Genomic DNA, 25,618 nt, shown 5'->3' with positions numbered 1-25,618 from the left:
CCGAACCTCCTGATCAGAGCGTGAGATCTTTATCGGGCGGTGCCTGTGCGGACGCCTGCTCGGTCGCGCCGACCACCGGCAACGAGGCGCCAGCGATATCGCCGACCACTTCGTCGCCGTGTTGTGCGTTGACCAGGAACCCGGGCACGTCACCGCCGTCACCGGTACCGCGGGCTCCGGCCGCGAGACCGGCGCCGCCGCCCATCGGCATCATGCCGCCGGGACTGCTGCCCGCCACGGTGCCCGAGGCGCGGGCCGCGGCGGGCGCGGTCGCCGGATCGGTGCCGAAACCGCCTGTCCCGGTGGACGGCATCGCGGCGGTCTTCGTTCCGCTGTACGGGCTCAGGGACGCCGAGGCGGGCGCGCCGGCCACATAGCCACCGATTCCGCCGCCACCTCCGCCACTCCCCGAGGTCCGCCCCTGCGCGCCGTCGGCTTCCTCGCCGTCGACGCCCGCACCGTCCTCGGCGGCGGCGTCCTTCGCCTTCGGCGGCGCGAGCAGGCCGGTGTTGGCGGCAGCGAGCCTGGTCAGGCTCTGCGCCCCCTGACCCGCCATCGTCATCATCGGCGCGAGCATCTGGAGCAGTTGCATGACCTGCTGCGCGGAGTCGACCCCTTTCGGGGCGTCGGTGATATCCACCTTCTGACCGGCCTGCGTCATATTCGCCGAGTGGACGGTCAGCTCCGCCCTGGTCTGCGTGACCACCGCGAGCGCTTCGCTGACCGCCTCCGTCGTCGCGGCCACCATGAACAACTGCCCACCGGGTGTCGCCAGCAGCGGCGCAGCCGCCGCCATCGAGGTGACGTACTTGGTGATGACCGTCGACATCGATCCGGCGCCGACCGCGACCGAGGCCGCACCGCCGACGACGACGCCCTTCTCACTCGTGCTCTGCGCGGCGAGTTCGGCCCCGTCCTGCTGGGCCTGTCCTGCCTTCTCGGCCGCCGCGGCGGCCCCCATTCCCTGCCAGAGGGTCATGACGGTCTGCAACGCGGTGCCGCTCAATGTCATCGCGGTCTGCAACGCCGTGCCTATTCCGGTGAGTACCCGGGTGGGGTCGGCCCCGGAACCCGCCACGGTATCCAGCGCACCGGTCCCGAAGGCGGCGGCCATATCGGTCAGCGGGCGCGCGAGGGCCGCGATATCGATCACGGGTAACGGCGGCAATTCCGGAAGGGGCGGCAGCGCCGAGGGATCCGGAAGCCCGGGCAGTCCCATATCACGCAGGATGTCGTTCACGGGCCGGTCGATATGCGGGGCGAGCACGCTGCCCCGCAGAAGGTCCAGAACCGTGGGATCGACCGGCGGATTCATGGGAGACCGTATGCCGCCGTATCGAATTCGGCGGCCGAGGTCGCCTCCGAGGTCTCGTAGGCGATAGCGCTCTGGGTCGCGGTCATCGCGGTGGCGGCGTGCACGGCCGCCAACTCCAGTACCGAGGACACGTGATTGGCCTGCGCGTGCGCGAACGCGAACAGGAATTCCTGGCCGATCAGGCCGAAGACGGGCACCACTGCCGCCATCGTCGCGGCTTGGTCGACCGTTCCCGCGGTAGCGACGCCGGTCGCCATCGACACGGCCGCCTCCGCGTATCCACGGATGGCATCGGGTGCAGCTACGAGGTCGCTCATCAGTATTCCCCGTTGTTGTCACAGAGTTGAACGCAGCCCTACCGGACACGGACCACTCGACCAACATAGCACCAATACCGCTGTCATAGTAGACCTTTCGCATAGCGGCTGAAACGGATTCCGTCAAGAGATGTGACATGAATGTGCTATGAACCGACCGGCGCGAACGATCTCTACTCGGCCACTTCGGCGTTGAAGGCGGCGACCAGTTCCGCCCGGCGCGCGAACGCGACACCGGCCGCCGCGGTCGCCGTCGAGACGAGGCGTTCCTCGAACTCCTCCGGCGTCAGCGTGGAGATGGACTGTCCGAAAGCGAGATTCAACAACGCCCCGTTTCCGTCCACTTCGACCGTCACCGCACCGTCCGCCGACGTCGCGTCGCCGCGCACGCCCGACATATCGTCGACGAGGTCACGCATCCGGAACAGCCGCCTGCGCACGCTCGCTTCCAGCTCGTCCATCGACTCGAACACGAATTCTCCCCTCCCGCGGCGGGTTCCACCTCGACGATCACACTTCGCGCAGCCAGCTACGCGGTTCCACGTCGTATTCTTCCTCCTGCGCGGCGTCGCGGGAATACACCTCTTCTGGGGTCGGCAGGCCGAGCAGGGCCAGCATGTCGCCGCGTAATCCGGCCGCTTCCAACTGTTCGCGCCGAGCCAGCCCCGCCCGATCCGCCGACTGTCTGCACAACCGCAGGACCTGGGCCGCGAGCGCGTCCGGATCCTCACCGAGTTTCGCCGATTCGATCGAGATGCCGCGCGGCAGACCGAGTTCGGTCGTTCGCACGGTGATCGAGCCGTCCGGCGAGGACGCGCTCCATTCGGGCAGCACCGGCTGCTCGGCGTCGCTCATCGAACCTCCCACCCACGCCTACGCGCGATAGTCACGACACCCGCTCGTCCTTGATCGCCCGGACGATCGCCGCCACCCGGACATTGATCATGGAGATCAGCCGCGCCCGATCGGCGGCGACGGCCAGCGGGGGATGTTGATCGTCGACGAGATAGCGTCCGTCGTCTTCCAGATCCCGCCATTCCAGCCGATGGCGGGTCATCCCCCTCGGTCCGAACAACGAGCGCCCCTGCTCGATATCCAGCGTGCCACGGCTTTTCAGAGGCGCGTCGAGGAATCGGGCCGCCCGCTCGGCGACCGAACCGTCGAACGTGTCGTGGACCGCCGATCGTCCGAAGCTGTAATCCAGCTCTTCCGCTTCCGGCCGCGCCGACAGGGTGATGTCGGCGAGTCTGCCCGGCACCGCCTCCGGTATAGCCCGGACGACCGCGTCGGCCAGCGCGACGGCGTCGCATTCGAGCACCGTGAAAGATGTGCCGTGGTAGAAGGTCTCACCGGGTAGCTGACAGATCACGAAACCACGATCGGCCCGGCGGACGGCGTGGATTCGGACCAGACCGGCGGGTGCGCGCGGTTCGCGACCGTCCGTGCCACTCGCGACGATTCGAAGATCGGGATGGACCAGCGCGTCCACCAGATCCCGCGCTCGCGGGCCGAGTGTCTGCCCGGCACGGTCGAGCGCTTCGGCCTGTTCGACGCGAAAGACACTCGCGAGTTCGGTTCTCGTCGCGTAGAAGAACGGCCACGGCAGAGTTTCGCGCGCGGCGTCGAACCACAGCGCGTAGAACTCGAGATCGGTCAGCTTCCAGCTATGACTCATTGCTCCACAACGGGTTTGACCACGACGGGCGCCTCGCCGATGGCATCCTCCAGATACTCCACCGAATCGAGATAGTCGGCCCGCTTGTGCTCCTTCTGGCCCTGACCCCCCTGGCCGGCGGCGCCCATCGCACCCGGCGAACCGGGCATACCCGGTGTGCTCGCGGCCAGACCCGCCCGCGCGGCCACCACACCGGTGGCGGCGGGCAGCGAGGCGCGAGGAAACAGCTTGGAGGTGGCCGCGACATCCTTCGCCGCCGCGCCACCGGCGGCACCGCCACCCGCGCCACCACCGCCTTTGCCCGCGCCCCCGCCCCCAGCGCCCGCCTTCTTGGAGAGCTCTTTCTGGAAGTCCGCCAGCGAACCGGGGAGACCGGCCAGACCGGCGGACTGCACGCTCTGCTGCGCGGCCTCCAGACCGTCCTGTACGGCTTGCTGTGCCCCCTGGAGGCCCTGCTGGAGCGCTTGCTGAACCTGCTGCCCCGCCTGTTGCGCGGCCTGCTGAGCCTGTTGCAACGCCTGTTGCGCCGCTTGTTCGGCCGCCTGCTGCGCAGCCTGCTTGGCTGCTTGTTGCGCGGCCTGTTGGGCTGCCTGCTGAGCTTGCTCGGTGCTCTGCAACTGGTCCTGCGTCAATCTCGCCATGGCGGATCGGAGCTCGTTGTAAGGCAGCGAGGCACTGCTGAGAGTCTGACCGGCCCCGGTGTTGCCACCGGTATTGCCGCCGGGGTTTGTTGTCCGGGGCGGGGGCTTCGGACCCTGGATTCCGGCGGGTCCTGGGAGTTCCGGGAGCACCGACGACGCGGCGACGCCGGGGGCGTACCACGAGTTGAACGCCGTCTGAGCGCGGGTCACCGCGGTGTTCTCGGCCTGATCGCTCGTGGGTAGCGCCTCCCGGGGCAGTTCGTTGTAGAACCTCGACATCCAGCCGGACGCGCCCTCCAACAGCCCGGCGACGGAGGTCATCGCGGTGGTCAACTGTCGGGCTGCGGTGGTGTACCGGTTGACCGCCTCCATCCCCCGGTCGGCGCTGTCGCCCTGCCATCGCGTGTTGGTCAGCCCACCCATATCGCGCGCCAGGTTGTTGAAACCGATCAGCAGCCGGTCGGACATGCGCTGCCACTCGCCCGCCAGCATGGTCAGGCCGTTGATCTTATTGCTCAGGGAATTGTAGAGCGAGTTCGCGGCCGGGTAGGTGAGCGCGGCAGCGGGTTCCAGAAACGGATCGAACGCACGCCTACCCGGCGCGGCCGGATCGAGCGCCCTGCCGTTGTACGAACCGGTGCCGATCTCCGTGGGAATCACCGGATCGTCGGAGATGTAGCCGTCGCCGTACCGTCGCATTCCGACGTTGTGCACGTAGCCCGCCGCGGGGCTGTCCGCCTTGAAACCGTTGAAGACCGACTCGGCCGTGGCTTCCTGGTCCTTCACCATGTTCCCGGCGATGACGAACGCCTCACCCAGATCCTGCAACGACCTTCTGAACGCGGGAAGCGTGGTGTCGATCAACTCGACGCCGAGTTTCTGGAACTCCGCCGACAGCGTGCGGCCGGACCCGAGATTGCCGAAATGATCGACCGTTTTCAAATCCTTGTACAGATCGTAGTACCCGGGTGGCGGCGACCCGGCGGGCGCGTCCGCCTTGTAATCGGCGGCAGCGTAATCGAATATGTCCATCGCGTTCGCGATGAACGTCACCGCGTCGGTCGCGATCGCCTCGTCGATCCGAAAGATCCTGTTACGTGCGGCATCGCGCAGTCCCGAATAGGGATTCGGTTCAGCCATAAGTCAACTCCGCCCTACACAGTGCAGTGTGTCGCTCGCCCCGGCACGTGGCCGGCCGACACCGGCGAACGAGGTGCTCGTCCCGGCGGCCGCGGACACACGTCGAAAGGCCCGGCCCCGGTATTGCCACTCCAGCCGATCATCGCACGGAACCGTCGAATGGTCAGCAGTCTCGGCGGTCGACGACCGAATCGTCGTCCGTACCGCGAGATCCGCGCACGTGACCGTCACGCGTTTTCCGCACCGTGTCGCCGTCGGAACCGCCGTTCGAAGTCTGCGCCGAAAACCGATGCCGCCACCGAGGACGAGGATTGTTCGAGCACACCGTCGTCGGCGACATAGAAGACGGGACGCCCGATGGCGAGTTCACCCGGCACGGTCTGCGCGAAGACCGCCCACCCCACACCGATCCGCTCGGCACGCAGTTCGCCGACACGGTGTCCGGGATCTCGGTCGGAGAGGAACCGGCGAACGATCGCCACGGCGTCGTCGGCCGCCATCGGTTCGGGCACGCTCACCGCGACACCTGCGAGTATCAACTGGTAGAACGCGCCGTCGAGACCGTCGAGGCCCGCGAACACCCGCTCGAGCGTAGGGCGGGTAACCGCACCGGTCTCGGCCGCCGCGACCAGACTCGAGACCGCTTCACGCTGCCGATCGGAGGGTCGCTCGGCGAACAGATCGCAGATCACCTCGACAACCGTGTCCGCGTCCCGGATCCCCGGTATCGCGTCACCCAACCGGTCGGGCGACGGCGATTCACCGTGGTGCCAACCGCCCGCTTCCCACCAGTAGCAGAACGACAGCAGCCCGGTGCGCGCGCGGGAATTCAGCACCGGATTGGCCACCCATTCGGGCGCTCCCGCATACAGTCTCGCCAACTCGGCCCCGCCGTTGTAGGCGGCGTCGAGTTCGGGGGCGTTCCACACACCGCCGGACAGGACGGCCCGTCCACCCGGCAACATGTACAGGGTCGCGCCGCTGCGGCGCGGGCTCTCGAAAAGCCCGAGCGCGGGCAGGATCCTCGGCCCCCATCGCGATCCGACGGCCGTGAAGGCTGCGGCCATCACGGCCCACCGTCCCCACATCACCGGCAGCGCCGGAAATATGTCGTCGCCGCGCACAGCGCGGACTCCCGCCGCGCGATCGGCGCGGGCCTGCCGCGCCGCCGATCGCGCGCCGCGCGATTGCCGGTCGCCGTGGCGGATATAGGCGGCGAGCCACACCGGAAGCGCCTTGCGCGGAAACACCGCCAGGTCGGCGGCGTACACCGCAGCCGGGAAGAGTTGGTCGTCGGGGAAGGGTTCGTCGCCGTAGTCGTCATCGACCTCGATCGTGCCGTCGGCGCGCGAGGTCAGCCGCAGCCGCCACCACGGCCCGTCACCGAGTTCGGCGCTCAGTCGCCTGTGGTCGCGGACCAGGGACAGCACCTCGTCCTCCGGGTACACCCGCACCGCGCGCTGTTCACCGTCGAAGAAGTACACCTGCGCCGACTCGGCGGTGCTGGTCAGCGCGAAGACCGCGTCCAGTCGGACCCAGCCCTTCGGCCCCCGCGCGACGAGTGCGCGAACAACCCGATGGCACAACTGTTTCGCGCGCTCGGACGGCCCGGTCGGGTCCACCTCGAGGGTCAATCCCACATCCGGATCGCCGTCGGCGTCCGTGATATCTCGCTGGCTCGGGTCGTCGCTGCTCACGTGGCGGCCTCTTTCGGATTTCCTGCCCGCGCCGCTCCGGCAGGCGGAAGCCGTTGCGCCGCTGTGTCATCGCCGTATCGCTGCCCATCCTGACACAAGCGCGCCCGGTGGATTCGCCTTGAGTTGATATTCCGGCTGTGGCACAGTCGATCTATAACCTGCGTCGAGTGCGCGGCACACCGAGGGGAGTTCCCGATGAGCAGAGTTCAGGTGACCTCGCAGAGTGTCGCGAAACTCGCCGAGGACGTGGACAGCTTCGGCGAACGCCTGCGCGGGATCGCACGAAACGCGGCTTCTGCCGTCTCCCCGGGGGAGACAGCCTGGGGCGACGACAAATTCGGCGCGAAATTCGCCGTCGAGGGCGAGTTCGACCCCAGCTCCACGACGATGGTCGACAACACCGGCACCATCGCCACCACGTTCGACAATCTCGCGAGCGGCCTGTCGACGGCGGCCCAGGATCTGGCGCGCACCGAACAGACCAACACCCAGCAGTTCTAGGTCGCGGGAAGCTGCCGTGGCGAACGAATTCGCCGAGGACGCCACCGCCGACATCCTGGACGGGTTCGCGGCGCAGATACGCGCCATCGCGGCGGCGGCCGAACAGCGGGCCGAGCTGACCGCGACGGCGTTCGCACAGGGCAAGCGGGTCAAGGTCACCGTCAACGCCGATGGCGTCGTATTGGAGACCAGGTTCTCCTCCGATATCGGCGAGCTCACCTACGACGAGATCGCCCGTGCCGTGACGACCGCGGCGCAGGAGGCGGCCAAGGACGCCGCGGCCAAGGCCGAGAACCTGCTCGCGCCGATCGTCGAGCAGCGCGCACGGATGCCGAAACTCTCCGAACTCATCGACGATCTTCCCGATTTCGAATCACAACGCCCGACCTTCCCCGCGGCGTCGATGGCTCCGTTGAGCGCCAGGAATCCCACCGCGGAGCCGAAACCGCTTGGCGCGGAACCGGTCGAGGACTACGAGACCTGGCGGGCCGCCGCCAGGGGTGGCGGGGTCACCGACGAGAGTTGGTGAGCGGTCTCACCCGGCGGACAGCAGGTTCGCGTAGTGATCGCGGACAGCCTCGAGTCGGTCCCGGTCGAATCTGGCGGGCTCGCGCTGGTACACCGCGCGCCCGTCCACCGAGGCGAAAGCCGAATCGGGAACCGAGGGCGAGCCGTCGGGTACGAATTTCAGCACTTCGTGAACGGCGGCCAGCGCGGTGGCGAGGGTATGCCGCGCGGCACGGCGGCCTCGTTCGTCGAGGCCATCGGTGGATTCGGGAACCTGCCGCGCACATTGATCCGAATACCACAGCCATACGCCGGGATCGAGCAGTTCCGAGGGTTCGTCCGACCCGAAACGCACGGTGTCGACGCCGGGGACGAGGACCTGTTCGGGGAGCCGGAACTCGTACTCCCTGAGCACGCCGCAGCCCGCGCAGGTACCGGTGTAGCGGCTCACGAGGTCGCCCGCCACATTCACGACGGCACTGCGGAAATCACAGGTGGTGGATCCGCATCCGTGGCACGGTTGCAGGCGCAGGAAAAGCCGGGCTTCGAGGTTCGTGCGGGCCAGTGGAAGAGTCTGTGGCACAACCACCCTCACTTCGAGGTATCGGGCAGGTGGACATAGTTGGCACGCTGTACCGGACTGAGCCGCGCGACCGCCAGTTCACCCGCGCCGACACAGATCGGGCAGACACGACGGTCGAAGCATTCCGGGCAACGGTGACGCCCACGAATCTCGTCGGAAACCCACCCTCGGCCCCGGCACACCGGACACCACCCTGTTCCGGAACATTCGTAGCACAGCACATAACCGGGGTCGACATCGTCCGAGGTGCGCACCGGAGACGGTTCCTCGCTCGGCGTGGTGGACAGCGCCAGCGCGGCCGTCTCACCCGAGTACAGCACCACGGTCGAGGAAGTGGAGAAGCGCACGCGCACCACGGATCCCTCCGCGGCACCGACCACGGTGACGGCGCTCTGCGTCGGTTCCCCGGAATCGGCGCTCACCTGCCACCCCGCCGTGACGAGCGCGTCGGCGGCACGGGTAGCCAGCGTCTCCGGCGAGATCGACGGATCTCGTGAGCCGCGAACAGTCACGCTGTGGCGGTAGCGGACGGGCTCGTGCCAGTCGGCCACCTCCGGTTCGCCCAGCCCGCGTTGCTCGCCGACGGCCTCGGGTGTGCACAGCGCGACGAGTTCGGCGATCCGCGCGTGCAGCTCGGCGCCCCATCGGTCCAGCTGGGCCCTGGTATCGGATGCGTGTGCCATCAGTCCTCCGGATCTCGAGGCTACCACCGGCCGCGCAGCCCACCCGCGCGCGGCCACGCCGCCGCGCGCACCACCCGATTCTCCGGGAAACCGGGCCGACGTGTTGTCATCACCGAGTTGTTGTGCGACAGTCGAATATCAGGTACTGAACCAAAGGCGGCACAGCACAACATTTTCCGTCGTCGCGCGCCCGGATGGCAGATCGGCGGAATCGACGAGGAGCCGGAGTGGGCGGTTTCGCACGATCGGACCGCGCGCTCGACAGTCGCGCCGAAGGCTGAGGTTGCCTGTGCCACTGCAATTTCCGAGCTGGGCCGAGCCGATCGAATGGCTCGTCGGTGCGGATTGGCCGCACGGCAACGAAGATCTCATGCGCGAGATGGGCCGCGACCTCACCGACATCGCCGACGAGATCCGCAGTCTCATACCCGAACTCGACGGCATCATCAGCGGCCTGGAAACGGTCTATCCCGAGGGCAGCGGCGGCGAGAGGATCGTCGCCTGGATGAAGCCGTTGCGCGACAGTTCCGAAGGCAACAACGGCTCACTACAGAAATTCGCCGACAACTACGACCTGCTCGCGGGCGCGGCCGATTCGATGGGCGACCAGATCGAGGCCGCCAAACTCAACTTCTACATCTCCTTCGGGTGGGTGCTCGGCGAACTGGCCCTCGCGCTGGCGAGCGGGCCGTTCAGCCCGTTCTCCACCGCGGCGGTCTTCGCCAGCGCGCGCGCCGCCTTCCGGGTGATCGCCAACAGGCTGTTCGGCCGGATCGCGGCCATCATCGCGCGCATCGCCGGGGGCAGGATCTCCGCGGTCGCCGTCAAACACGTACTCATGGAGGGTTTGCAGGAAGCGCTGGTCGAGGTGTTGCAGGGCACCACCCAGGAACTCATGGTCCAGACCTACCAGAACACCACCGGCGCCGTTGACGGGTACGACTGGAACGCGGTCGGGCAGAACGCGGCGGTGTCGGCGGTGGCCGGTGGCGTGGGCGGCCTCACCGGTGGCCTGATGGGTCGCCGGTTCGACACGTCGATGGGTGGTTGGCGAGGCGCTTTCAACGGCGCCGTCGTCGGTGCGGGCGGTGGTCTCGGCGGTGCGGTGGCCGCGGGCCTGATGACCGGCGAATGGGATCCGCGCAGCCTCACCGGCGGCATGTTCTCCGGCGCCGGTCCCGGTGCGATCCGCGGGTCGTACGGCGTGCCCAACACGTCGGCGAGCAATATCCCGACGACGACCGTCCCGACGATCGACGGCACCGCGCCGACCGTGCCCAGCGTCGACGGAACCGGGCCAACGCCGACCCCGACGGCCGAAACCGACCCCGCCGCGAACCCGACCTCCGAGACCAGCACCCCCACCAGCCCGGCCTCCGCAACCGATCCGGCCGCCACCAACAGCCCCGCGACCAGCCCGGCCGCCGGAACCAGCCCCGCGGGCAACCCCACATCCGAAGCCGGCCCCTCCGCCGATCCCACCGCCGAATCCAACGCGGCCACGGACACGAACGCCCTGAACAGCCCTGCCGCCAACGCCGCGTCCGAGACCAGCCCCGACAAGGACACCACCGCGACGCAAGCCGCCGGTCCGGTCGACGGCACCGAATCGTCCCCGTCGAGCGACCCCGCGACGAATCCCGCCACCGACTCGAACGCGAATACAGAGCAGAAATCCCCGCCCGCCACCGGAGACCGCGGCGACAACTCCACCGCGTCGAACGAGTCGGGCGGACCGCGCGAATCCCCCGGCCACACCGCGCCGACGAGCCAGCAGGATTCCGGCGCGAATACCGATTCCGCACCCCGGGATGCCGCGCAGTCGACGCCCGACCACGGCCCATCGGACAGCGCGGGCAATGACCACACGAACCATCAGGATCGCGCGGGCACGGCGGGTGATACGGCGACCGACCCCGCGGCTACCTCGCGCGGCACCACCCCGACGACCACCGCATCGCCTTCGGAGACCACCGCGGGCCCGGTCGGCACGCACGCGATGCCGAGCGCGTCGGAATCGGGCACGCCCGGCTCGCCCGTCCAGGCGTCGAGTACGACGGCGGTACCGAACGCGGCGGCGGCGTCCGCGCCGACCTCGCCGTCGACGGCAGGCCAGCCCGCGTCGAACACCCTCGCCTCCCCCGCGACGTCGTCCGCGCAGTCCCACCCGCCTGCCTCGACCTCCGCGGGCTCACCCACCGCTGCCGCCCAGTCCCCGCAGTCCAATGCCCAGAACGAGGTCGCACGCGCCCGAACCCCGGCCGCGAGCCTGTCCGTGCCGACCGATGAATCCCGGACGCCGGTGGCGGGGCCGCGAGCGAGCTCGACCGGAACGGCCGTGACCTCCCCCGTCGACGCGGCGCCACAGGCCGCCTCGCCCGAAATCGACGTCGACCAGGGCACTCCGACCATCGAGGTCGGGCTGCCCGCGGTGGCGGTCATTGCCGGACCTGCCCTCGACACTCCTCGGACGACACCGAGGACGCCGTGGAACGGCGGGGTCGGCGAACATCGCGGTACGGCGAGCCCGGTCGCCGACTTCCACGGCGACGCGCGACCGACCGGACAGCCCGATCTCGACATGGCGCAGCTGAAGACCGAGATCGGCGACAATCTGCGGCTGATCACCCCCGAGATGATGGCGTTCAACCGGGACGGCGACTACTTCGTCCTGCCCGACGGTCGCGAGATCCACCTGCGTATCGCGCCGACCGAGGACGGTGCCGTCGCCGAATTCGGCCCGCACGACAAGGGTTACGAAATCCGGGTGTCACCGCGAGCCCGCACCTCCGATGTCGCTCGCGCGATCGCCCACGAACTGTCGGAGATCGCGCTGTCGCTGGACCCGACGATCGATATCGACCCGGTCTCCGAGGCGCCGACGTCGATGACCACGCACCTCGGTGGCCGGTTCGCGGAACTGCGGGTGCTGCTCGCCCACATCGACCGCGCCACCTTCGATCCGGCCCGGGCGTCTCAACTCCCTTCGCTCCGTCACGATCTCGCCGACCTGGCGGCCCATCTCGGTCTCGACGGACAAGGTGGGCCGAATTCCGACCTGCTGCGCGAGCACGATCCTCGGCTCGCGCGGCGACTCGCTCTCGAACAGGACGGCCTGATCGCCGCGCGCCCGACGGTAGGGCCCGACACCACCGATCTCGACGCGGGCGCGACCGATTACGACGCGCGACTGGCGAACCTCGACGGCGACTTCGCCGACAGTCTCCGGCGCGTGGAAGAGGCGGGCCTCCAGGGACGCGCGCGGGAGGAACTCGCGCGCCGCGTCTTCGACCCGCTGTTCACCGGCCCGGAGGCGAAGGCCGCGCGGGCGACCGTCCCCACCACCGTTCTGCTCGATGCCCTCGATCCGATCAACGCCGCGCTCAACGACACGACCACCACCGAAACCGAGCGCGCCCGCGCCGTCGACGCCGCCATCGACGGATTCCGCGCCGCGATGCCCGACGCGTTCCGGGAAGTGTTCGGTGACCACGGTTTCCAGCGGATGCACGATGCCGCCGCGGCGCTGGGCAACCAACCCCGGCGGATCACCACGGAATTGGACCACGGCGCCGGAACGGTCGACGTCGACGGCCGGACCACGCCGTTCGCGGATTTTCTGCACGACGTCGACCGGGCCAACCGCGCGGCGACAGATCTCGGTATCGAGGTGGAGTACACCGTCGTCGTGCACGATCCCGTCGACGGCCGCTCCGGTGTCGAGATCCTGCCACGGCCCCGACCCCAGCATCGACTACCGCTGCCGCAGAACGTGTTCGGCGAGGACAACCATCGAATCACCCACCAGCCGCGGCCGACCGCACCGGCGGTGGCCGCGGGCGGACACACCATCGACGTCGGGGTCGGCCGCAGCGCGTTCGGCGTGGAGATGACCCCGACCGCAGACCGGGCGGGCGGCGGACTGATCATCAAGACCGAACTCGCCTCCGAGTTCCCCGTCGCCGCTCAGCGCCGCCGCGACCGAGGCGTCCTCGATCCAGGTCCGCTCACCGAGCCCGGCACGGTGATGGTGTTCGGGGATCTGCTGTTCAACGGGAACGTGCTCGCCCAGGCAGGCGTGGGGTCGATCGGCCGCATCTTCGTCAACAATGTCAGCGCGAAATTCTCACCGGCCCAATACGATGCGCTCGCGGCCGCCCTGGTGGCGAGCGTGGCCCCCGGCGCGCGTATCGAACTGCAATGGGATACCAAACCGGAGAGCGCGACCGGTCATGTCAACGATCGCGGTCACATCGACGGCGACCAGCTCCTCGACGCCCTGCGTCGCCAATTCCCCGATTCGGATCTGCCGTTCCGGGTGGAGGAGCGCACCGAGTTCCCGCCACCGGGAAACAACGACTACGACTACACGATCGACGCGGGCGGCAGCAACGTCCTGAACCGCGCGAAGATGGCGGGTTTCGCCGCACCGCGACCGGATCACCGCATGGTGATCGTCTACGAACCGGCCGGTGTCGATCTGCCCGACCATCATCGCGGCACCGCCACGGCACCCGGAACCTTCGATGGTGACGCCCAGAACCGCACCCCCACCTCCGATCCGGACAAGAGTGGTCTTGCCCCGGGCGATCGACCGGCAGCACCGTCACCGTCCGAAGCCGCCCCCACCGACCCCGACCAGGCAACGCCGAGCACCCCGGACGCCGATACCGCGCCCGATGCCCACCACACCCCGACCAGCACCGCCATCGGTGACGATCCTGCCACCCGACGCGTACAGGAGAACCTGCGCAACGAAGGCGACTTCGACGTCATTTTCCACGCCGACACCAACGGCAGACCCCTCGGCAACCTCACCCCGCGACAGATCGCGGCCGCCATCCGCGACAACCCCGATTACACCCCCGGCACTCCCATCCGCCTCATCGCCTGTAACACCGCCAACCATCCCGACCTGGCCCAGCAACTCGCCGACGCATTGGGCGTCCCCGTCCACGCCGCCACCGACGCTGTCGGCGTACCCGCCAAACCGAATTCGCCTGCCCATGTCCGCGACGGCGGGACCTGGACCACGCACCACCCCACTCGCTCCGGCGAGACCGCACTCGAAGCGACGTCCCGCGCGCCCGAGACCCCTGCGGAATCCGGTCGGCCGTCGATCACACCGAACGACGGAGGTCCCGTCGACTACATGGGTGACGAGGCGCCGTCATCCGATGATCCTCCGCGCAGGCCGATGGAGGAGAAACTTCAGGATCCGGTATATCGACAGCGATATTACCGTGAATACCCGGACGGATCGGTACGGGTAAAAAGCGGAAAACAGCTGGACGAAGACGGCGAGACCACCCCCGCCGTTACCGTCAACCCGGACGGCCGCTGGATAGAAAACGAGGGTCTACTTTCCCGCGCCGAATACACGGCTCGGCGCTCCCATTTTCCGCCGGCTTCGGCGGAGTTCACGGCGACCCCGACCGGGCCGACCGCGGAAGAATTCGGCGAACTGCCGGAGACCGCGCGACAGCATGCCGCCGACCGCGCGGCGGCGCTGGAGATACTGCGGACGGCACAGAACGGCGAGGACTACGCCGTGGTCCGCGACAGACTCATCGACGAGATAAACACCGCGAACGATCAGAACGACGCGGAGAAGAAGAAGGCCGCCGAGGCCGCACTCGAAAAATTACGCCAGGACGCGGTCGCTGTTCGTGATCACTCGGAAAATTTGGGAGAAACCGCCGGGCGGCACGCGGTACTCGCGGAATATCCGCCTTCCCGGGGATGGACGGTCGAACCGCTCCACGATCTGGCGGGCATAAACGAAGGCCCGAAACAGGGCCAGTTCGATCAGATCTATAAAGTAACGGATAAAGACGGCAATGAGTACTACGTCGTATACGAGGCCAAAGGTCCCAGTGCGGATCTGGGGTCCAGGGGCGGCCATGAACAGGGCACGCCAGCATATTTCGACCTGATAATCGCGCGAATGCAGAACGGCACCACAGCAGAGTCCGATCTCGCCAACGATCTCGTAAGAGCGAGGCGGGACGGTAAACTCATCTACGCGAAGGTCACCGCACTCGTCAACGACGACGGCACATACCGAGGAGTGCAAGTCAAACCGTTCAAGATGTGACGACAGAGGAAGGAAAACATGCCTACTTCCCGTATCGCCCGGGCAGTTCCCCCCAGGGCTACCACTCGGGAATACATTCTCGAACAGATCTCCGCGATGAATGAACTCACGGAGCGCAGCTTATCGGGAGACTCCCTCGAAAAGCGGGCGGACACAATTCTCAGCGGCATCGTGGCGGACCAACTTCGCGCGGCCGGCTACGCGAGTCTGCTCGATACCGACGGCCGCACCCCCGAGTTCCAGCGTTCAGTTGTCTTGGCACTCCAGGCCCAGACCGGTCTGATCCGCCTCTCCGATCTCCCCCCGGAAGGCACCAGCGGGCTTCGCCTCGGGCCGGGCGCGCCGGATCGGCCGATACACGGAATCGAGGGAAACGCGCCGTCGAACACCATCGCCGCGTATCTCATCGGCCTGTGGCTCACGATTATTTCGCGCAATTCTTCCATCATGGAGGATATGGCCTGGTACCCCGTCGATCTGACTGCTGCGCCCACCGCGCGTTTCAACAAGTACATGTTCCTGTGGGCGGAATGCTGGCAAGCACTGTTCCGACACCGACAGGTCGAAGTCGGCCGAATCACCGCGGCGATGGACGCGACCCTCCGCCGCAATCTCGAATATCCCGACGAAGACTACGGCACACTCATCGCCTATCCCGCGATGAATCTGCTTCTCCACCTCGTCACTCGCAATACCGCCGAATTCAACACGACCCTCGAACAGGCGCTCGAAGATCACGCCGCGTTCAACTCGACGCCCGATCGCGTCGCCACCGCACACGCACTCGTCGCCTGGCCTCTCCTCGCCGCCGTGTGCCAAGCAGCCGACAAGGGCATACCCGTCGAAGTCGAATCCGACTATCTTCCCCGAGCACTCATCGACAGAGACTGGGCAGCACCCTACGAACCCATCTACTGATCGACGACGAGGGCACCCGACCATAGCGGCTACCCTGGTGGCGGAATCACGCTCGACGGGCGGGGCACGGAAATACCCGCGTCCGCGGGGGAAGGAATTCCGATGGCCGTTCTGAACGCGGTGGGCATCTACCGCGAGATGTACAGGAACAAGGACACGTTACCGTCCGTACGCGATCCGCAACCACCGCAGTCGCTAACCGATCGACAGGACATTCTGCGGTACATGCGTTCAGCCACAACGGTTTTCGATGTCCTCGAGGATGTCACCGACCTGTTCCGGCCCGGTAATGTCATTCCCGGCGGATCGTCACTGATCTCCGATGGCCGGTGGATCTGGCGGGTGGATTCGATCCACTACCTCGCGGACCATCCGTTGGCATTCCCGGAAGCCTTCCTCCGTCACGTCCGCTCGGCCGAATACCGGCCTCCGACCGCGCTGCCGTCGAACGACGAGTTCGACCTCGCCGTCCTGACGTATTTCTGAGTCGAGACTCGACATCACAGCGGTTCCAGATAGCTGATCTGCACCATCTCGTGGTCGCGCGAGCGCGAGACCAGGGTGCCGCGTCCCGGCGCGAGTCGGCTCGAGCGCACATCGCCGAGCAGTTTGCCCTCGTCCTTGGGCGCCGACATGAGCAGCGCGTCGACCGACAGGTCCTTGAGCATGCCGAGCACCTTGTCGTACAGGGCTCGCGAGGCGCCGCCGGATCGACGGACCACGACCAGGTGCATGCCGATATCGCGGGCCTGCGGCAGGAATTGCAGCAGCGGCTCGAGCGGATTGCTGCCGCCTGTGGTGATCATGTCGTAATCGTCGACCACGACGTAGATCTCGGGCCCGGTCCACCAACTGCGTTCGCGCAGCTGTTTGGGGGTGATGTCGGAGTCGGGAATTCGCCTGGTCAGGTACGCCGCGACTTCCTGGATCATCGGACCGGCGGTCTGCGACGAGGTCGAATACCCGGCCAGCTGGTCACCTTCGATGACGCCGAGCATCGTGCGCCGGTAGTCGAGCATGATGACGCGCGCCTCGTCGGCGTTGGAGTTCTCGGTGATACCCATGACGATATTGCGCAGCAGCGTGGTCTTGCCGCACTCGACGTCGGCGAAGGCCATCAGATGCGGCTGACTGTCGAAATCCAGTACCAGCGGGGCGAGTTCGTGCTCGCCGAGACCGATCACCACGTGCGTCTTGTCCTGGACGATGCCGTTCGCGGCGGCTTCGGCGAGCACCTGCGCGCGCGGGATCTCCAACGGCAGCATCCGCACCGCCGGGGCCTTACGGGTGCCGTACAGCTCGGCGAACTGGGCGCGGGCCGCGGCGATACCGTCCGACAGCGATTCCGGGTCGGAGCTGGAGTCCAAGCGCGGCAGGGCCATCAGCATATGCAGTTTCTCGGCGGTCAGACCGCGACCGGGGCGGCCGGTCGGCACCAGAACGGCGGTGCGACGGTCCATTTCGGAATCACTCGGATCGCCGAGGCGCAGTTCCAGCCGGGTGCCGACGAGATCCTTCACCGCCGGGCGGATCTCGGGCCAGCGGGTGGTGGCGATCATCAGGTGGATGCCATAGGACAGGCCCTGGGAGGCGAGCGCGTTCATGGCGGGTTCGAGACCCTCGTACTCGGCGCGGATGGTCGGCCAGCCGTCCACGACCAGGAAGACATCGCCGAAGGTGTCCTCGAACAGGGGGTCGGCGGCCTGCTCGGCCGGGCTCAGCTGCGCGAATCGCGCTTTGCGGCGGCGGAATTCCTGGATGGACTCGATGCCGAGATCCCGGAACCGTTCTTCGCGCCGAGCGAGCAGGGTGATCATCTCGGCGACCGTGCGCCGCACCCGGTCGACATCCATGCGGCCCGCGACCGAGCCGACGTGCGGTAGGTCGGCGATACTCGTCAGGGTACCGCCGCCGAAGTCGAGGCAGTAGAACTGCACCTGCTCGGGGCTGTGGGTGGCCGCGGCGGCCATGATGATGGCGCGCAGCGCGGTGGATTTGCCCGACTGCGGACCGCCGACCACAGCCAGATTGCCCAGACCGCCGGACAGGTCGACGGCCAGCACGTCGCGGCGCTGCTCGTAGGGCTTGTCGATGACGCCGATCGCCATCCACAGCTGACCGTGCCGGTTGGTCGCCGAACGCCAGTCCGGATCGGGCAGCAGCATATCGACCGACGGCGATTCGTCGAGCGGCGCGAGCCAGACCTCGTGGGCCGGGCGGCCGTGTCCGCGCAACCGGTCGACCACGACATTGAGCAGTGTCTTGGGGACCTCGCCCAGGGCGGGCGCCGACGCGGTTTCGTCGTCGCCGTCCTCGTCGTCGAATGCCGCGGCTTCCGGTGATCCGGGCGGCGGCGGCAGCGCGGGAAGGCCGCGCCGAGCCGCCGGGGTCCGGCGTTCGGGAGTCGCTTCGGCCTCCTCCTGCGCGCCGGCCCCGGTCGGCTCCTCGACCGGCGGGCGTTCGATCTCCACCGGGGCGGCGGTGAAGATCACCGGTGAACCGTCGATCTGCCTGCCGCCGACGGTCCTGGCCGTACGGCCGGTGCTGGGCGAGGTGTACGCGCCGGAGACGTAGCAGGCGTTGAAGCGCAACGGGTCGTCGGCGTCGCTCTTGAGATATCCCGCACCGGGCACGCTCGGCAGATGGTAGGCGTCGGTGATACCGAGTACGGCGCGTGATTCGTTGGCGGAGAAGGTGCGCAGGCCGATGCGGTAGGACAGGTGCGAGTCCAGTCCGCGCAACTTGTTCTCCTCCAGCCGCTGCGACGCCAACAGCAGATGCACGCGCAGCGAGCGCCCGAGCCGCCCGATCATGACGAACAGGTCGGCGAAATCCGGTTTCTGCGAAAGCAGTTCGGAGAATTCGTCGACGACGACGAACAGCGCGGGCAGCGGGTCGAGTGGCGCGCCCGCCGCGCGGGCCCGCTCGTATTCGGTGACATTGGCGAAGTTGCCCGCCGAGCGCAGCAGTTCCTGCCGCCTGGTCATCTCACCGGACAGCGCGTCCTTCATCCGGTCGACGAGCGCGATCTCCTCCTCCAGGTTGGTGATCACCGCAGCGACATGGGCCAGCGACTCCAGACCGAGGAACGTCGCGCCGCCCTTGAAGTCGACCAGGATCATGTTCAGCTGATCCGGGGAGTGCGTGGTGATCATCGAGAGCACAAGGGTGCGAAGGAATTCCGACTTGCCCGAACCGGTGGCGCCGATGCACAGGCCGTGCGGGCCCATGCCGTTCTCGGCCGATTCCTTGATGTCGATCTCGACCGGGGTACCGTCCGGGGTGATGCCGATCGGCACCCGCAGACGTTCACGGTCACTGCGCGGACGCCACACCGTCGTCGGATCGATCTGGGCGGCGTCGGGGATTTTGAGCAGGTCCATCAGGCCGGGCACCGCGCGGGATTCGTCGCCGAGGCTGACGATCTGCGCGGCGGTGGCGACTCGGTAGCGGGCCAACGCTCGTGCGAGAGTGTCGGCTTCGGCCAGCGTCACGCTGTCGGCGGTGGCGAACTTCTCCACTCCCGCCGCCGACTTCGCCGCGACCATGCCGTCGGCGCACACCAATTGCAGACCGCGACGCACGGCGAGACCGGTCTGCGGCGCGGTCAGGTCGATGACGGTGACCGAGTCCAGGCCCGCGTCGCTCACGATGCGCTCGGTACCGCTGACGTAGCCGTCGTCGATGATGACCAGCAGGTGCAGACGCCCGGCGGTGGGCTGGGCATTGCGCATGAACCGCCCGCGTTCGAGCAGTTCCGAGGAGATCGAGGTCTCCAGTTCGGCCAGCGACCGGTACATCATCCGCGCCGCGCCGATGCCGTCGCGATCGGTCGGATGCTGCACGTGCGGAAGCCATTTCGCCCACGACCAGTTCGGGTCGTCGGGATCGGCGCAGATGACGGCGACCGAGGACTGGTCGGGACCGTGGAAGGTGACGAACTCGAGCAGCATGGCGCGCACCAGCATCCGGGTCCGGTCGATGTCGCCCTCGATATTGATGGCGGGAAAGGCCCGCAGCGAGATCGCCGTCGGCAGGCCGTGCACCACCGAATGGGTGCGGACGAAACGGCGCAGCGCCACCGTTGACACCGGTTCGAGGTCTTCGACCGGCCCGGTCTCGGGTCTGGCGAGTTTGGTCGCCAGCCGATGGCTGCCGATGCCGACCCGCACGTGGCCGAAGTCGGGGTCGTTCGGCCTGCGTTCCCACATCCGCCTGCTGCCCGCGACCGACCGCAGATCGGCCGGATCCGGATGACTCCAGATCAGCGATTGCAGCTGCGACAGACCGGTTTTGCGGACGTCGCCGCGCGACTGATCGAGGTATCGGAAGTAGTCCTTGCGCTCCTCGTCGAGTTCGGCGGCCTTCTTGGGCCCGCCCGCGCCGCGCATCGAGATCATCATGCCGAACATCGACATCATCATCATCATCGGGAACATCAGCATCAACGGGTTGGCCAGCAGGTTGCGGCCCATCATGACCATCATCGCCATCATGCCGACCACCGCGACCACCATCACCACCGGCAGCAACCGCATCAGCAGACTGGGCGGCACCTGGCGCTGGATCTCCGGCGGCGCGCTGAGGGCCACCTCGCCGCCGGGCGCGCGGGGCGGCGCGATCCGAGGGCGACGCACGAAACCTTCGGTGAGCATTCCTACCGTCCTTCGGGTGGTGCGGTGTCCGGGCCCGCCGAGGCGGTCGCGAGCACGGGATCGGTCTCCTCCGCCGGGTCGACCGAGTCGGTGTTCCTGCGGCGGAACGGGATCGACGCGGCGTAGCCGATGGCCAGCGTGGCCAGCAGCGTGATGGAACCGATGATCGCGACCCGGCGCGGCAGCGGATCGGGTCCGGGATCCGGCGGCGGCGCGGGGAAACCGCGCGGTGTGGTGACATCGTCGCCCGCGACGGACAGGTGCGCGGTGAGCGCGGCCACCGGGTCGATCAGGCCGTAACCGACTTGGTCGTCACGTCCGGTGCCGGGGTTGTGCGCGGAACGCTGGACGCGGTCGATCACCTGGGCGGCGGTCAGTTCGGGGAAGCGGGCGCGCACGAGTGCCGCCAGTCCGGAGACATAGGCGGCCGAGAAACTGGTGCCGTCGACGGTCACCGTGCCCTGGGCGCCCTGCTGGGCGTCGACCAGTCCGGTGCCGCCGGGTTTGCTGTCGAGCGAGACGATGCCGCGGCCCGGCGCGGCGATGCCGACCCACGGACCGTGGATCGAGAACGGCGACACCGCGCCGTCGGGATCGGTGGAAGCCACCGACAGCACATAGGGCGCGAACCACGCCGGGCTCACCACGGTCTGCACACCGTCCCAACCGGAGCGCTCGTTCTGGGCGTCGCACACCGACTGGTCGAGATTGCCCGCCGCGGCGACCACGACGACATTGCGCGCGGCGGCGTATTTCACCGCCGCGCCGAGCGCGGCGTCGGCCGAGCCGGAACCCGCCGGCCTGCACGACACCTCGGAGATGTTGATGACGGTCGCGCCGAGATCGACCGCGCGAACCACGGCCGCGGCCATGGTGAGCACATTGCCGTAGCCGCCGGAGGCGACCTTGCCCGGCTCGTCGTCGCTGCGCCGGTTCTTGTCCTCGTATTGCAGGCTGAGCTGGCGGATCGCCAGGATCTGCGCGTCGGGGGCGACCCCGACGAAGCCGTCGTCCCGGCTGGGCCGACCGGCGATGAGACCGGCGACCAGGGTGCCGTGACCGTCGCAGTCCTCGGTGCCGTCACCGCCCGCGGCCACGAAATCACCGCCGGGCCGCACATCGAGGCGCGGATGCCTGTTCACCCCGGTATCGATCACCGCGACCAGTTGGCCCGCGCCCCTGCTGAACTGCCACGCCGCGGGCAGGTCCAGGATCCGTTGCGGCATCGGGGCATCCCTCGGCACCGCGCCGGAGAGGAACGGCTCGACGCAGAGCGCGCGCTGTTCGGTCGGATCGGGTGGTCCGCCGCCCGCGTTCACCGCCAGCGCCGGGCCCAGCGCCGCGTCATCGATCACGGGCGGGGTGAGCGCCGAGGCGAACGCCGGTGTGGCGAAGGTCCACGCGCCGAGTACGGCGGCCGCGGCGAGGGCGCCGCGCAGGCGGTGGTGAGCGGATCGCATCTCGGGCATCAGAACGTGATGTTGCGTGCTGCCGAATAGACGTTCATCACCCACAGCGCGAGCGGCACGATCAGCACGATCAGCAGGTATTCGAATAGCTCCACGGCGCGGCGCAGCACGGGCGAGACCTCGGTGTGCGGACCGATCACGCCGAAGCCGACGGCGGCGAGCCCGGTGACGAGCACGATGCCCGCTCCCATCGGACGCCAATCATCCTGCGCCACGGCGAATCCGGCGACCAGGGCGAGGCCGGTGACGACCCCCGCGGCGATCAACGCCGCCGCCTGGACCATATCGGCGTAGGCACGGCCGCGCAGGCACAGCACCACCGCGACGATGCCCGCCAGCGCCTGGCTCTGCCACCGCGGGTCACCGAAGGGATCGGCGGCGATCACCGCACCGCCCGCGCTGAGTATCGCGGCGGACAGTTGCAGGCCGGACTGGAACTGATTGGCCGCGCGGGCCCGCTGTTCGAGACCGGCCGCCGACGGCAGCGCCGTCGCGCCGATCGCGCCGATATCCTCGATGGTCGGACGCGGCTCGTGATCGGCCGGGTCGATGGCCGCGCCCGCCGTCGGCACCGGCGGCACCGGCAGTTTGGCCGCGGCGACGGCTAGTCGGGGCGCCAAGGTGATCAGGATGAGTCCGGCCAGCATCACCCCGACGGCGATATCGGGAACATCGAAGTCCCAGATCATTCCGATCAGCGCCGCGACCGCGATCACCACCGCGGTGGGCACGACGGCCGCGGTCACCAGCGCACCGGCCTTGGCCCCGGCGTAGATCACCAGCGCGGCGACGAGGGTGGCGACCGCGCCGAACAGCAGATGTGGAGCGTCCAGTCTGCCCGGAGTCAACAGTGCCGCGGCGACTCCCAGCAGCAGAGTTCCGTAGAGCCCCACCATGATCACGGTCAGCCGCTGCTCTTTGTAGCGACGTCCGGCGATGACCGCGGCACTGGCCGCGAGCAGTCCGGCGCCGAGCGGGATGAAGCCGCCGACGATGCCATCACCCTTGTCGAGTACCAGCAGGGCCAGCGCGGTCAGCACCGCGACCAGTCCGGTGACCAGGCCCATACCGCGCGCGGAACGTGCTGACCAGCCGTGCATTTCGTCGATGCTCAACTGCGCGACCGCGTCGATCACGTCATCGAACAGGGCGGGCAGTTCCTTGGCGGTCACCGATCGCAGCACCAGCAGTTCGCCGTCGAAGATCTCGGCTTCGGCCAGGCTCTGGTGCGGTGGGATCGGATCGCGGCCCAGTCTGGCCAGCGTCCAGTGCTCGGTGGTCGGCGCCGCGCCCTCGTCGCTCTCGGTCAGGTCGGGGTTGCGTGAATCGATCAGCCGCACCACATCGGCGATATAGGCGGCGACCGGGACGCCCGCGGGCAATCCCATATCGAGTTGTGTGTTTCCGCCGATGACCGATACGCGGCACAATTCCGGATCAACGGCCCCGGCGCCGTTGTTCGACGATTCCGTCACGGGTGCAGGACTCCTATGATCGTGCTGTCGCGTTATCGCAACGGCCACAGCCTAACCGAGAATCAATGGCGCGGCAGCCGCTAAGCTGAGCGGTAAAAAGCGCAGTTCGTTCTTAAGGGGTTCCGCCGCATGACCGGTAATCGCCAAGCACAGCGCGCCTTCGACGCAGGCATTCTGTCCCTGGGCATCGCGATCGACGGCCAGGAATCGGTTCGTGATCTGGAGTACGCGCAGCTCGCCTTCCAGCGGGCCACCGAGTGGGATCCCGGCATGTGTGACGCCTGGCTCGGCCGGGCGGCCGCGGGCGAGGTCACCGACGAGGTGATCTTCAATCTGTTCAAGACCAGCGGCGCCACCCTGTTCCGCGAGCAGCGCAGGCTCGGACTGGCCGCGCGCGCGCTGTCCGGCCGGTTCGTGCTCGGCCAGTACATCGACTACCCGCTGGCGACCTATGTCGAGATCTGGCTGGCGCAGGCCACCCAGTTGATTGCCAGGGGCGACTACGACGAGGCCGAACGCGTACTCGACGAACTCGACGTCCACCGGGCCGGACGTCCCGCCGACGCCGACGACATCCGCATCTGCGCCTATGCCCGTGGCCTGCTGCATTACACCACTCAGCGCTGGTCGGACGTGATGACCGTACTCGCCGGATCGGCCGAGTGGCAGAACCCCTACCTGGCCTCGGGCACCCATGTGATGGTCGGCACCGCCTGCGCTCAGCTCGGTTTGTTCGGTGAGGCGATCAGGCGGATGGAGGCGGCCGAGGCCGGTCCGATCCCGACGGCGGCGACGACGGCGCGCTTCTGCCGCGGCCTGTGCCTGCGCGAGATGGGCCGCGAGGACGAGGCGAAGGCGCTGTTCGAGAAGGTCTTCTCAGAGGCGCCGGATTTCGAGGCGAACACCAAGGCGATGCGCGACCCGAAGTTCCGCATCACGGTGACCAGCAAGGAACTCATCGACGCGAGGACCGACCGCTGGGATCCGGCCTCGGCGCCGACCGCCGAGCAGGTCGAGAGCGCCGAGCGCGGCGACCGGGCCAAGGAGTTGTTGCACACCGCGCGCGCCGAACTCGATCAGCAGATCGGCCTGGCAGCGGTGAAAACTCAGGTGGCGAAACTACAGGCGAGTGCGCAGTTGGCGACAATTCGCGCGGAGAAAGGTATGTCCAGTACGCCACGTGGACAACACCTTGCGTTTACCGGCCCGCCAGGAACCGGTAAGACAACAATTGCCAGAGTGGTGGCAAAAATTTACTGTGGGTTGGGTTTACTAAAAACCGATCGTCTTGTAGAGGCGAAACGCGCGGACTTTGTCGGGCAGCATTTGGGCAGCACCGCGATCAAAACGAACGAACTGATCGATTCGGCGATGGACGGCGTGCTTTTCGTCGATGAGGCGTACACGCTCATCCAGACCGGCCTGTCCGGCGGCGACGCCTTCGGCCGTGAGGCCGTCGACACCCTGCTGGCCCGGATGGAGAACGACCGAGACCGGCTGATCGTGATCATCGCGGGCTACGACGGCGAGATCGACCGCTTCCTGGCCGCCAACGACGGTCTGTCCTCCCGTTTCTCCAAACGTGTGAAGTTCGACTCCTACACACCGGCCGAACTCGGGCAGATCGGCGATTTCATCGCGCGCAAACGTGATTCGGAAGTCTCGGAGGAGGCGCTCGCTCGACTGGTCGCCGCCTGCGGCGCCCTCTACGACCGCCAGGTGGTCGATCAGAGCGGTGAGCAGCGGCGCGCGATCGACCTCGCCGGTAACGGCCGCTTCATCCGCAACGTGATCGAGGCGGCCGAGGAGGAGCGCGAATTCCGCTTGGCCACCGATGAATCCATCGATCTGAGCCAGGTGGACGCCTCGGTGCTGATGCGGATCGAGGTCGCGGACATGGACAGCGCGCTGAACGGAGTGCTCGCTACCCTGCGCTGATCCCGGC

The 25,618-nt window shown here is 67.9% G+C and carries 18 protein-coding genes; 6 read left to right on the top strand and 12 right to left on the bottom strand.

Features of this window, described 5'->3' with window-relative positions; genetic code table 11:
* Window positions 1-13 precede the first annotated feature (13 nt).
* The 7 genes from OG225_RS39115 to OG225_RS39085 all read right to left on the bottom strand — a co-directional run bounded on the left by OG225_RS39115 (window position 14) and on the right by OG225_RS39085 (window position 6,785).
* The gene (locus OG225_RS39115) at window positions 14-1,315 is read right to left on the bottom strand and encodes a hypothetical protein (protein WP_405179660.1); all 1,302 of its coding nucleotides are present in this window, start codon (window positions 1,313-1,315) and stop codon (window positions 14-16) included.
* Window positions 1,312-1,632: a type VII secretion target gene (locus OG225_RS39110; RefSeq protein ID WP_405179659.1), complete on the bottom strand. Its 321-nt coding sequence runs from the start codon at window positions 1,630-1,632 to the stop codon at window positions 1,312-1,314. Before OG225_RS39110 ends, OG225_RS39115 begins: the two co-directional genes overlap by 4 nt.
* A 173-nt stretch (window positions 1,633-1,805) precedes the next feature.
* Window positions 1,806-2,105 carry a YbaB/EbfC family nucleoid-associated protein gene (locus OG225_RS39105; protein ID WP_405179658.1) on the bottom strand — a complete coding sequence of 100 codons (300 nt, stop codon included), beginning with the start codon at window positions 2,103-2,105 and terminating at the stop codon, window positions 1,806-1,808.
* A 37-nt stretch (window positions 2,106-2,142) separates the two neighbouring features.
* Window positions 2,143-2,487, bottom strand: coding sequence for a hypothetical protein (locus OG225_RS39100; RefSeq protein WP_405179657.1), 345 nt, complete (start codon window positions 2,485-2,487; stop codon window positions 2,143-2,145).
* Window positions 2,488-2,518: 31 nt separating this feature from the next.
* On the bottom strand, window positions 2,519-3,307 hold the full coding sequence (locus OG225_RS39095; protein WP_405179656.1) for an ESX secretion-associated protein EspG: 789 nt from the start codon (window positions 3,305-3,307) through the stop codon (window positions 2,519-2,521).
* Window positions 3,304-5,088 (bottom strand): hypothetical protein, encoded by a 1,785-nt coding sequence (locus tag OG225_RS39090; protein ID WP_405179655.1) that lies wholly within the window; start codon window positions 5,086-5,088, stop codon window positions 3,304-3,306. The genes OG225_RS39095 and OG225_RS39090 overlap by 4 nt, the downstream gene beginning before the upstream one ends.
* Before the next feature lie 227 nt (window positions 5,089-5,315).
* Window positions 5,316-6,785 (bottom strand): hypothetical protein, encoded by a 1,470-nt coding sequence (locus tag OG225_RS39085; protein WP_405179654.1) that lies wholly within the window; start codon window positions 6,783-6,785, stop codon window positions 5,316-5,318.
* A gap of 195 nt (window positions 6,786-6,980) precedes the next feature.
* On the opposite strand from OG225_RS39085, the gene OG225_RS39080 reads away from it, so the two are divergent.
* Together OG225_RS39080 and OG225_RS39075 are read left to right on the top strand one after the other, a co-directional pair.
* Complete coding sequence (locus tag OG225_RS39080; RefSeq protein ID WP_216911453.1) at window positions 6,981-7,286, top strand: hypothetical protein; 306 nt, start codon at window positions 6,981-6,983, stop codon at window positions 7,284-7,286.
* 16 nt (window positions 7,287-7,302) lie between these two features.
* Window positions 7,303-7,815, top strand: a complete 513-nt coding sequence (locus tag OG225_RS39075) for a YbaB/EbfC family nucleoid-associated protein (RefSeq protein ID WP_405179653.1) — start codon at window positions 7,303-7,305, stop codon at window positions 7,813-7,815.
* Between the two features lie 6 nt (window positions 7,816-7,821).
* Here OG225_RS39075 and OG225_RS39070 read toward each other — a convergent pair whose 3' ends face one another.
* Both OG225_RS39070 and OG225_RS39065 read right to left on the bottom strand, forming a co-directional pair.
* Window positions 7,822-8,376, bottom strand: a complete 555-nt coding sequence (locus OG225_RS39070; protein ID WP_405179652.1) for a hypothetical protein — start codon at window positions 8,374-8,376, stop codon at window positions 7,822-7,824.
* An 8-nt stretch (window positions 8,377-8,384) separates the two neighbouring features.
* Complete coding sequence (locus OG225_RS39065; RefSeq protein WP_405179651.1) at window positions 8,385-9,059, bottom strand: hypothetical protein; 675 nt, start codon at window positions 9,057-9,059, stop codon at window positions 8,385-8,387.
* 289 nt (window positions 9,060-9,348) lie between these two features.
* Between OG225_RS39065 and OG225_RS39060 the strand changes: the two genes are divergently transcribed.
* The 3 genes from OG225_RS39060 to OG225_RS39050 all read left to right on the top strand — a co-directional run bounded on the left by OG225_RS39060 (window position 9,349) and on the right by OG225_RS39050 (window position 16,560).
* A complete protein-coding gene (locus tag OG225_RS39060) occupies window positions 9,349-15,156 on the top strand; it encodes a hypothetical protein (protein WP_405179650.1) in 5,808 nt (1,935 codons plus the stop codon).
* Between the two features lie 171 nt (window positions 15,157-15,327).
* Window positions 15,328-16,074 carry an immunity 49 family protein gene (locus tag OG225_RS39055; RefSeq protein ID WP_405179649.1) on the top strand — a complete coding sequence of 249 codons (747 nt, stop codon included), beginning with the start codon at window positions 15,328-15,330 and terminating at the stop codon, window positions 16,072-16,074.
* A 225-nt stretch (window positions 16,075-16,299) separates the two neighbouring features.
* Window positions 16,300-16,560 (top strand): hypothetical protein, encoded by a 261-nt coding sequence (locus tag OG225_RS39050; protein ID WP_405179648.1) that lies wholly within the window; start codon window positions 16,300-16,302, stop codon window positions 16,558-16,560.
* A gap of 14 nt (window positions 16,561-16,574) precedes the next feature.
* On the opposite strand, the gene eccCa is transcribed toward OG225_RS39050, so the two are convergent.
* Genes eccCa through eccD form a run of 3 tightly spaced genes read right to left on the bottom strand, consistent with a single transcriptional unit; the run spans window position 16,575 to window position 23,673 of the window.
* Window positions 16,575-20,729: a type VII secretion protein EccCa gene (eccCa, locus tag OG225_RS39045; RefSeq protein ID WP_405179647.1), complete on the bottom strand. Its 4,155-nt coding sequence runs from the start codon at window positions 20,727-20,729 to the stop codon at window positions 16,575-16,577.
* Between the two features lie 2 nt (window positions 20,730-20,731).
* On the bottom strand, window positions 20,732-22,189 hold the full coding sequence (mycP, locus tag OG225_RS39040; protein ID WP_405179646.1) for a type VII secretion-associated serine protease mycosin: 1,458 nt from the start codon (window positions 22,187-22,189) through the stop codon (window positions 20,732-20,734).
* Between the two features lie 8 nt (window positions 22,190-22,197).
* Window positions 22,198-23,673 carry a type VII secretion integral membrane protein EccD gene (gene eccD / locus OG225_RS39035; RefSeq protein ID WP_405179645.1) on the bottom strand — a complete coding sequence of 492 codons (1,476 nt, stop codon included), beginning with the start codon at window positions 23,671-23,673 and terminating at the stop codon, window positions 22,198-22,200.
* 129 nt (window positions 23,674-23,802) lie between these two features.
* On the opposite strand from eccD, the gene eccA reads away from it, so the two are divergent.
* Window positions 23,803-25,611, top strand: a complete 1,809-nt coding sequence (gene eccA / locus OG225_RS39030; protein ID WP_405179644.1) for a type VII secretion AAA-ATPase EccA — start codon at window positions 23,803-23,805, stop codon at window positions 25,609-25,611.
* Window positions 25,612-25,618: the final 7 nt, after the last annotated feature.

The sequence above is a fragment of the Nocardia sp. NBC_01377 genome (assembly GCF_045040005.1).
GTDB lineage: Bacteria > Actinomycetota > Actinomycetes > Mycobacteriales > Mycobacteriaceae > Nocardia > Nocardia noduli.
Note: the sequence above shows the minus strand (reverse complement) of the source record. Positions and strands in the feature narration are given on the sequence as shown.

Coding starts and splice junctions, on each gene's coding strand:
- OG225_RS39115 (WP_405179660.1), bottom strand. CDS start 1,315: ATGAATCCGCCGGTCGATCCCACGGTTCTGGACCTTCTGCGGGGCAGC.
- OG225_RS39110 (WP_405179659.1), bottom strand. CDS start 1,632: ATGAGCGACCTCGTAGCTGCACCCGATGCCATCCGTGGATACGCGGAG.
- OG225_RS39100 (WP_405179657.1), bottom strand. CDS start 2,487: ATGAGCGACGCCGAGCAGCCGGTGCTGCCCGAATGGAGCGCGTCCTCG.
- OG225_RS39095 (WP_405179656.1), bottom strand. CDS start 3,307: ATGAGTCATAGCTGGAAGCTGACCGATCTCGAGTTCTACGCGCTGTGG.
- OG225_RS39090 (WP_405179655.1), bottom strand. CDS start 5,088: ATGGCTGAACCGAATCCCTATTCGGGACTGCGCGATGCCGCACGTAAC.
- OG225_RS39080 (WP_216911453.1), top strand. CDS start 6,981: ATGAGCAGAGTTCAGGTGACCTCGCAGAGTGTCGCGAAACTCGCCGAG.
- OG225_RS39065 (WP_405179651.1), bottom strand. CDS start 9,059: ATGGCACACGCATCCGATACCAGGGCCCAGCTGGACCGATGGGGCGCC.
- OG225_RS39050 (WP_405179648.1), top strand. CDS start 16,300: ATGCGTTCAGCCACAACGGTTTTCGATGTCCTCGAGGATGTCACCGAC.
- eccCa (WP_405179647.1), bottom strand. CDS start 20,729: ATGCTCACCGAAGGTTTCGTGCGTCGCCCTCGGATCGCGCCGCCCCGC.
- mycP (WP_405179646.1), bottom strand. CDS start 22,189: ATGCGATCCGCTCACCACCGCCTGCGCGGCGCCCTCGCCGCGGCCGCC.
- eccA (WP_405179644.1), top strand. CDS start 23,803: ATGACCGGTAATCGCCAAGCACAGCGCGCCTTCGACGCAGGCATTCTG.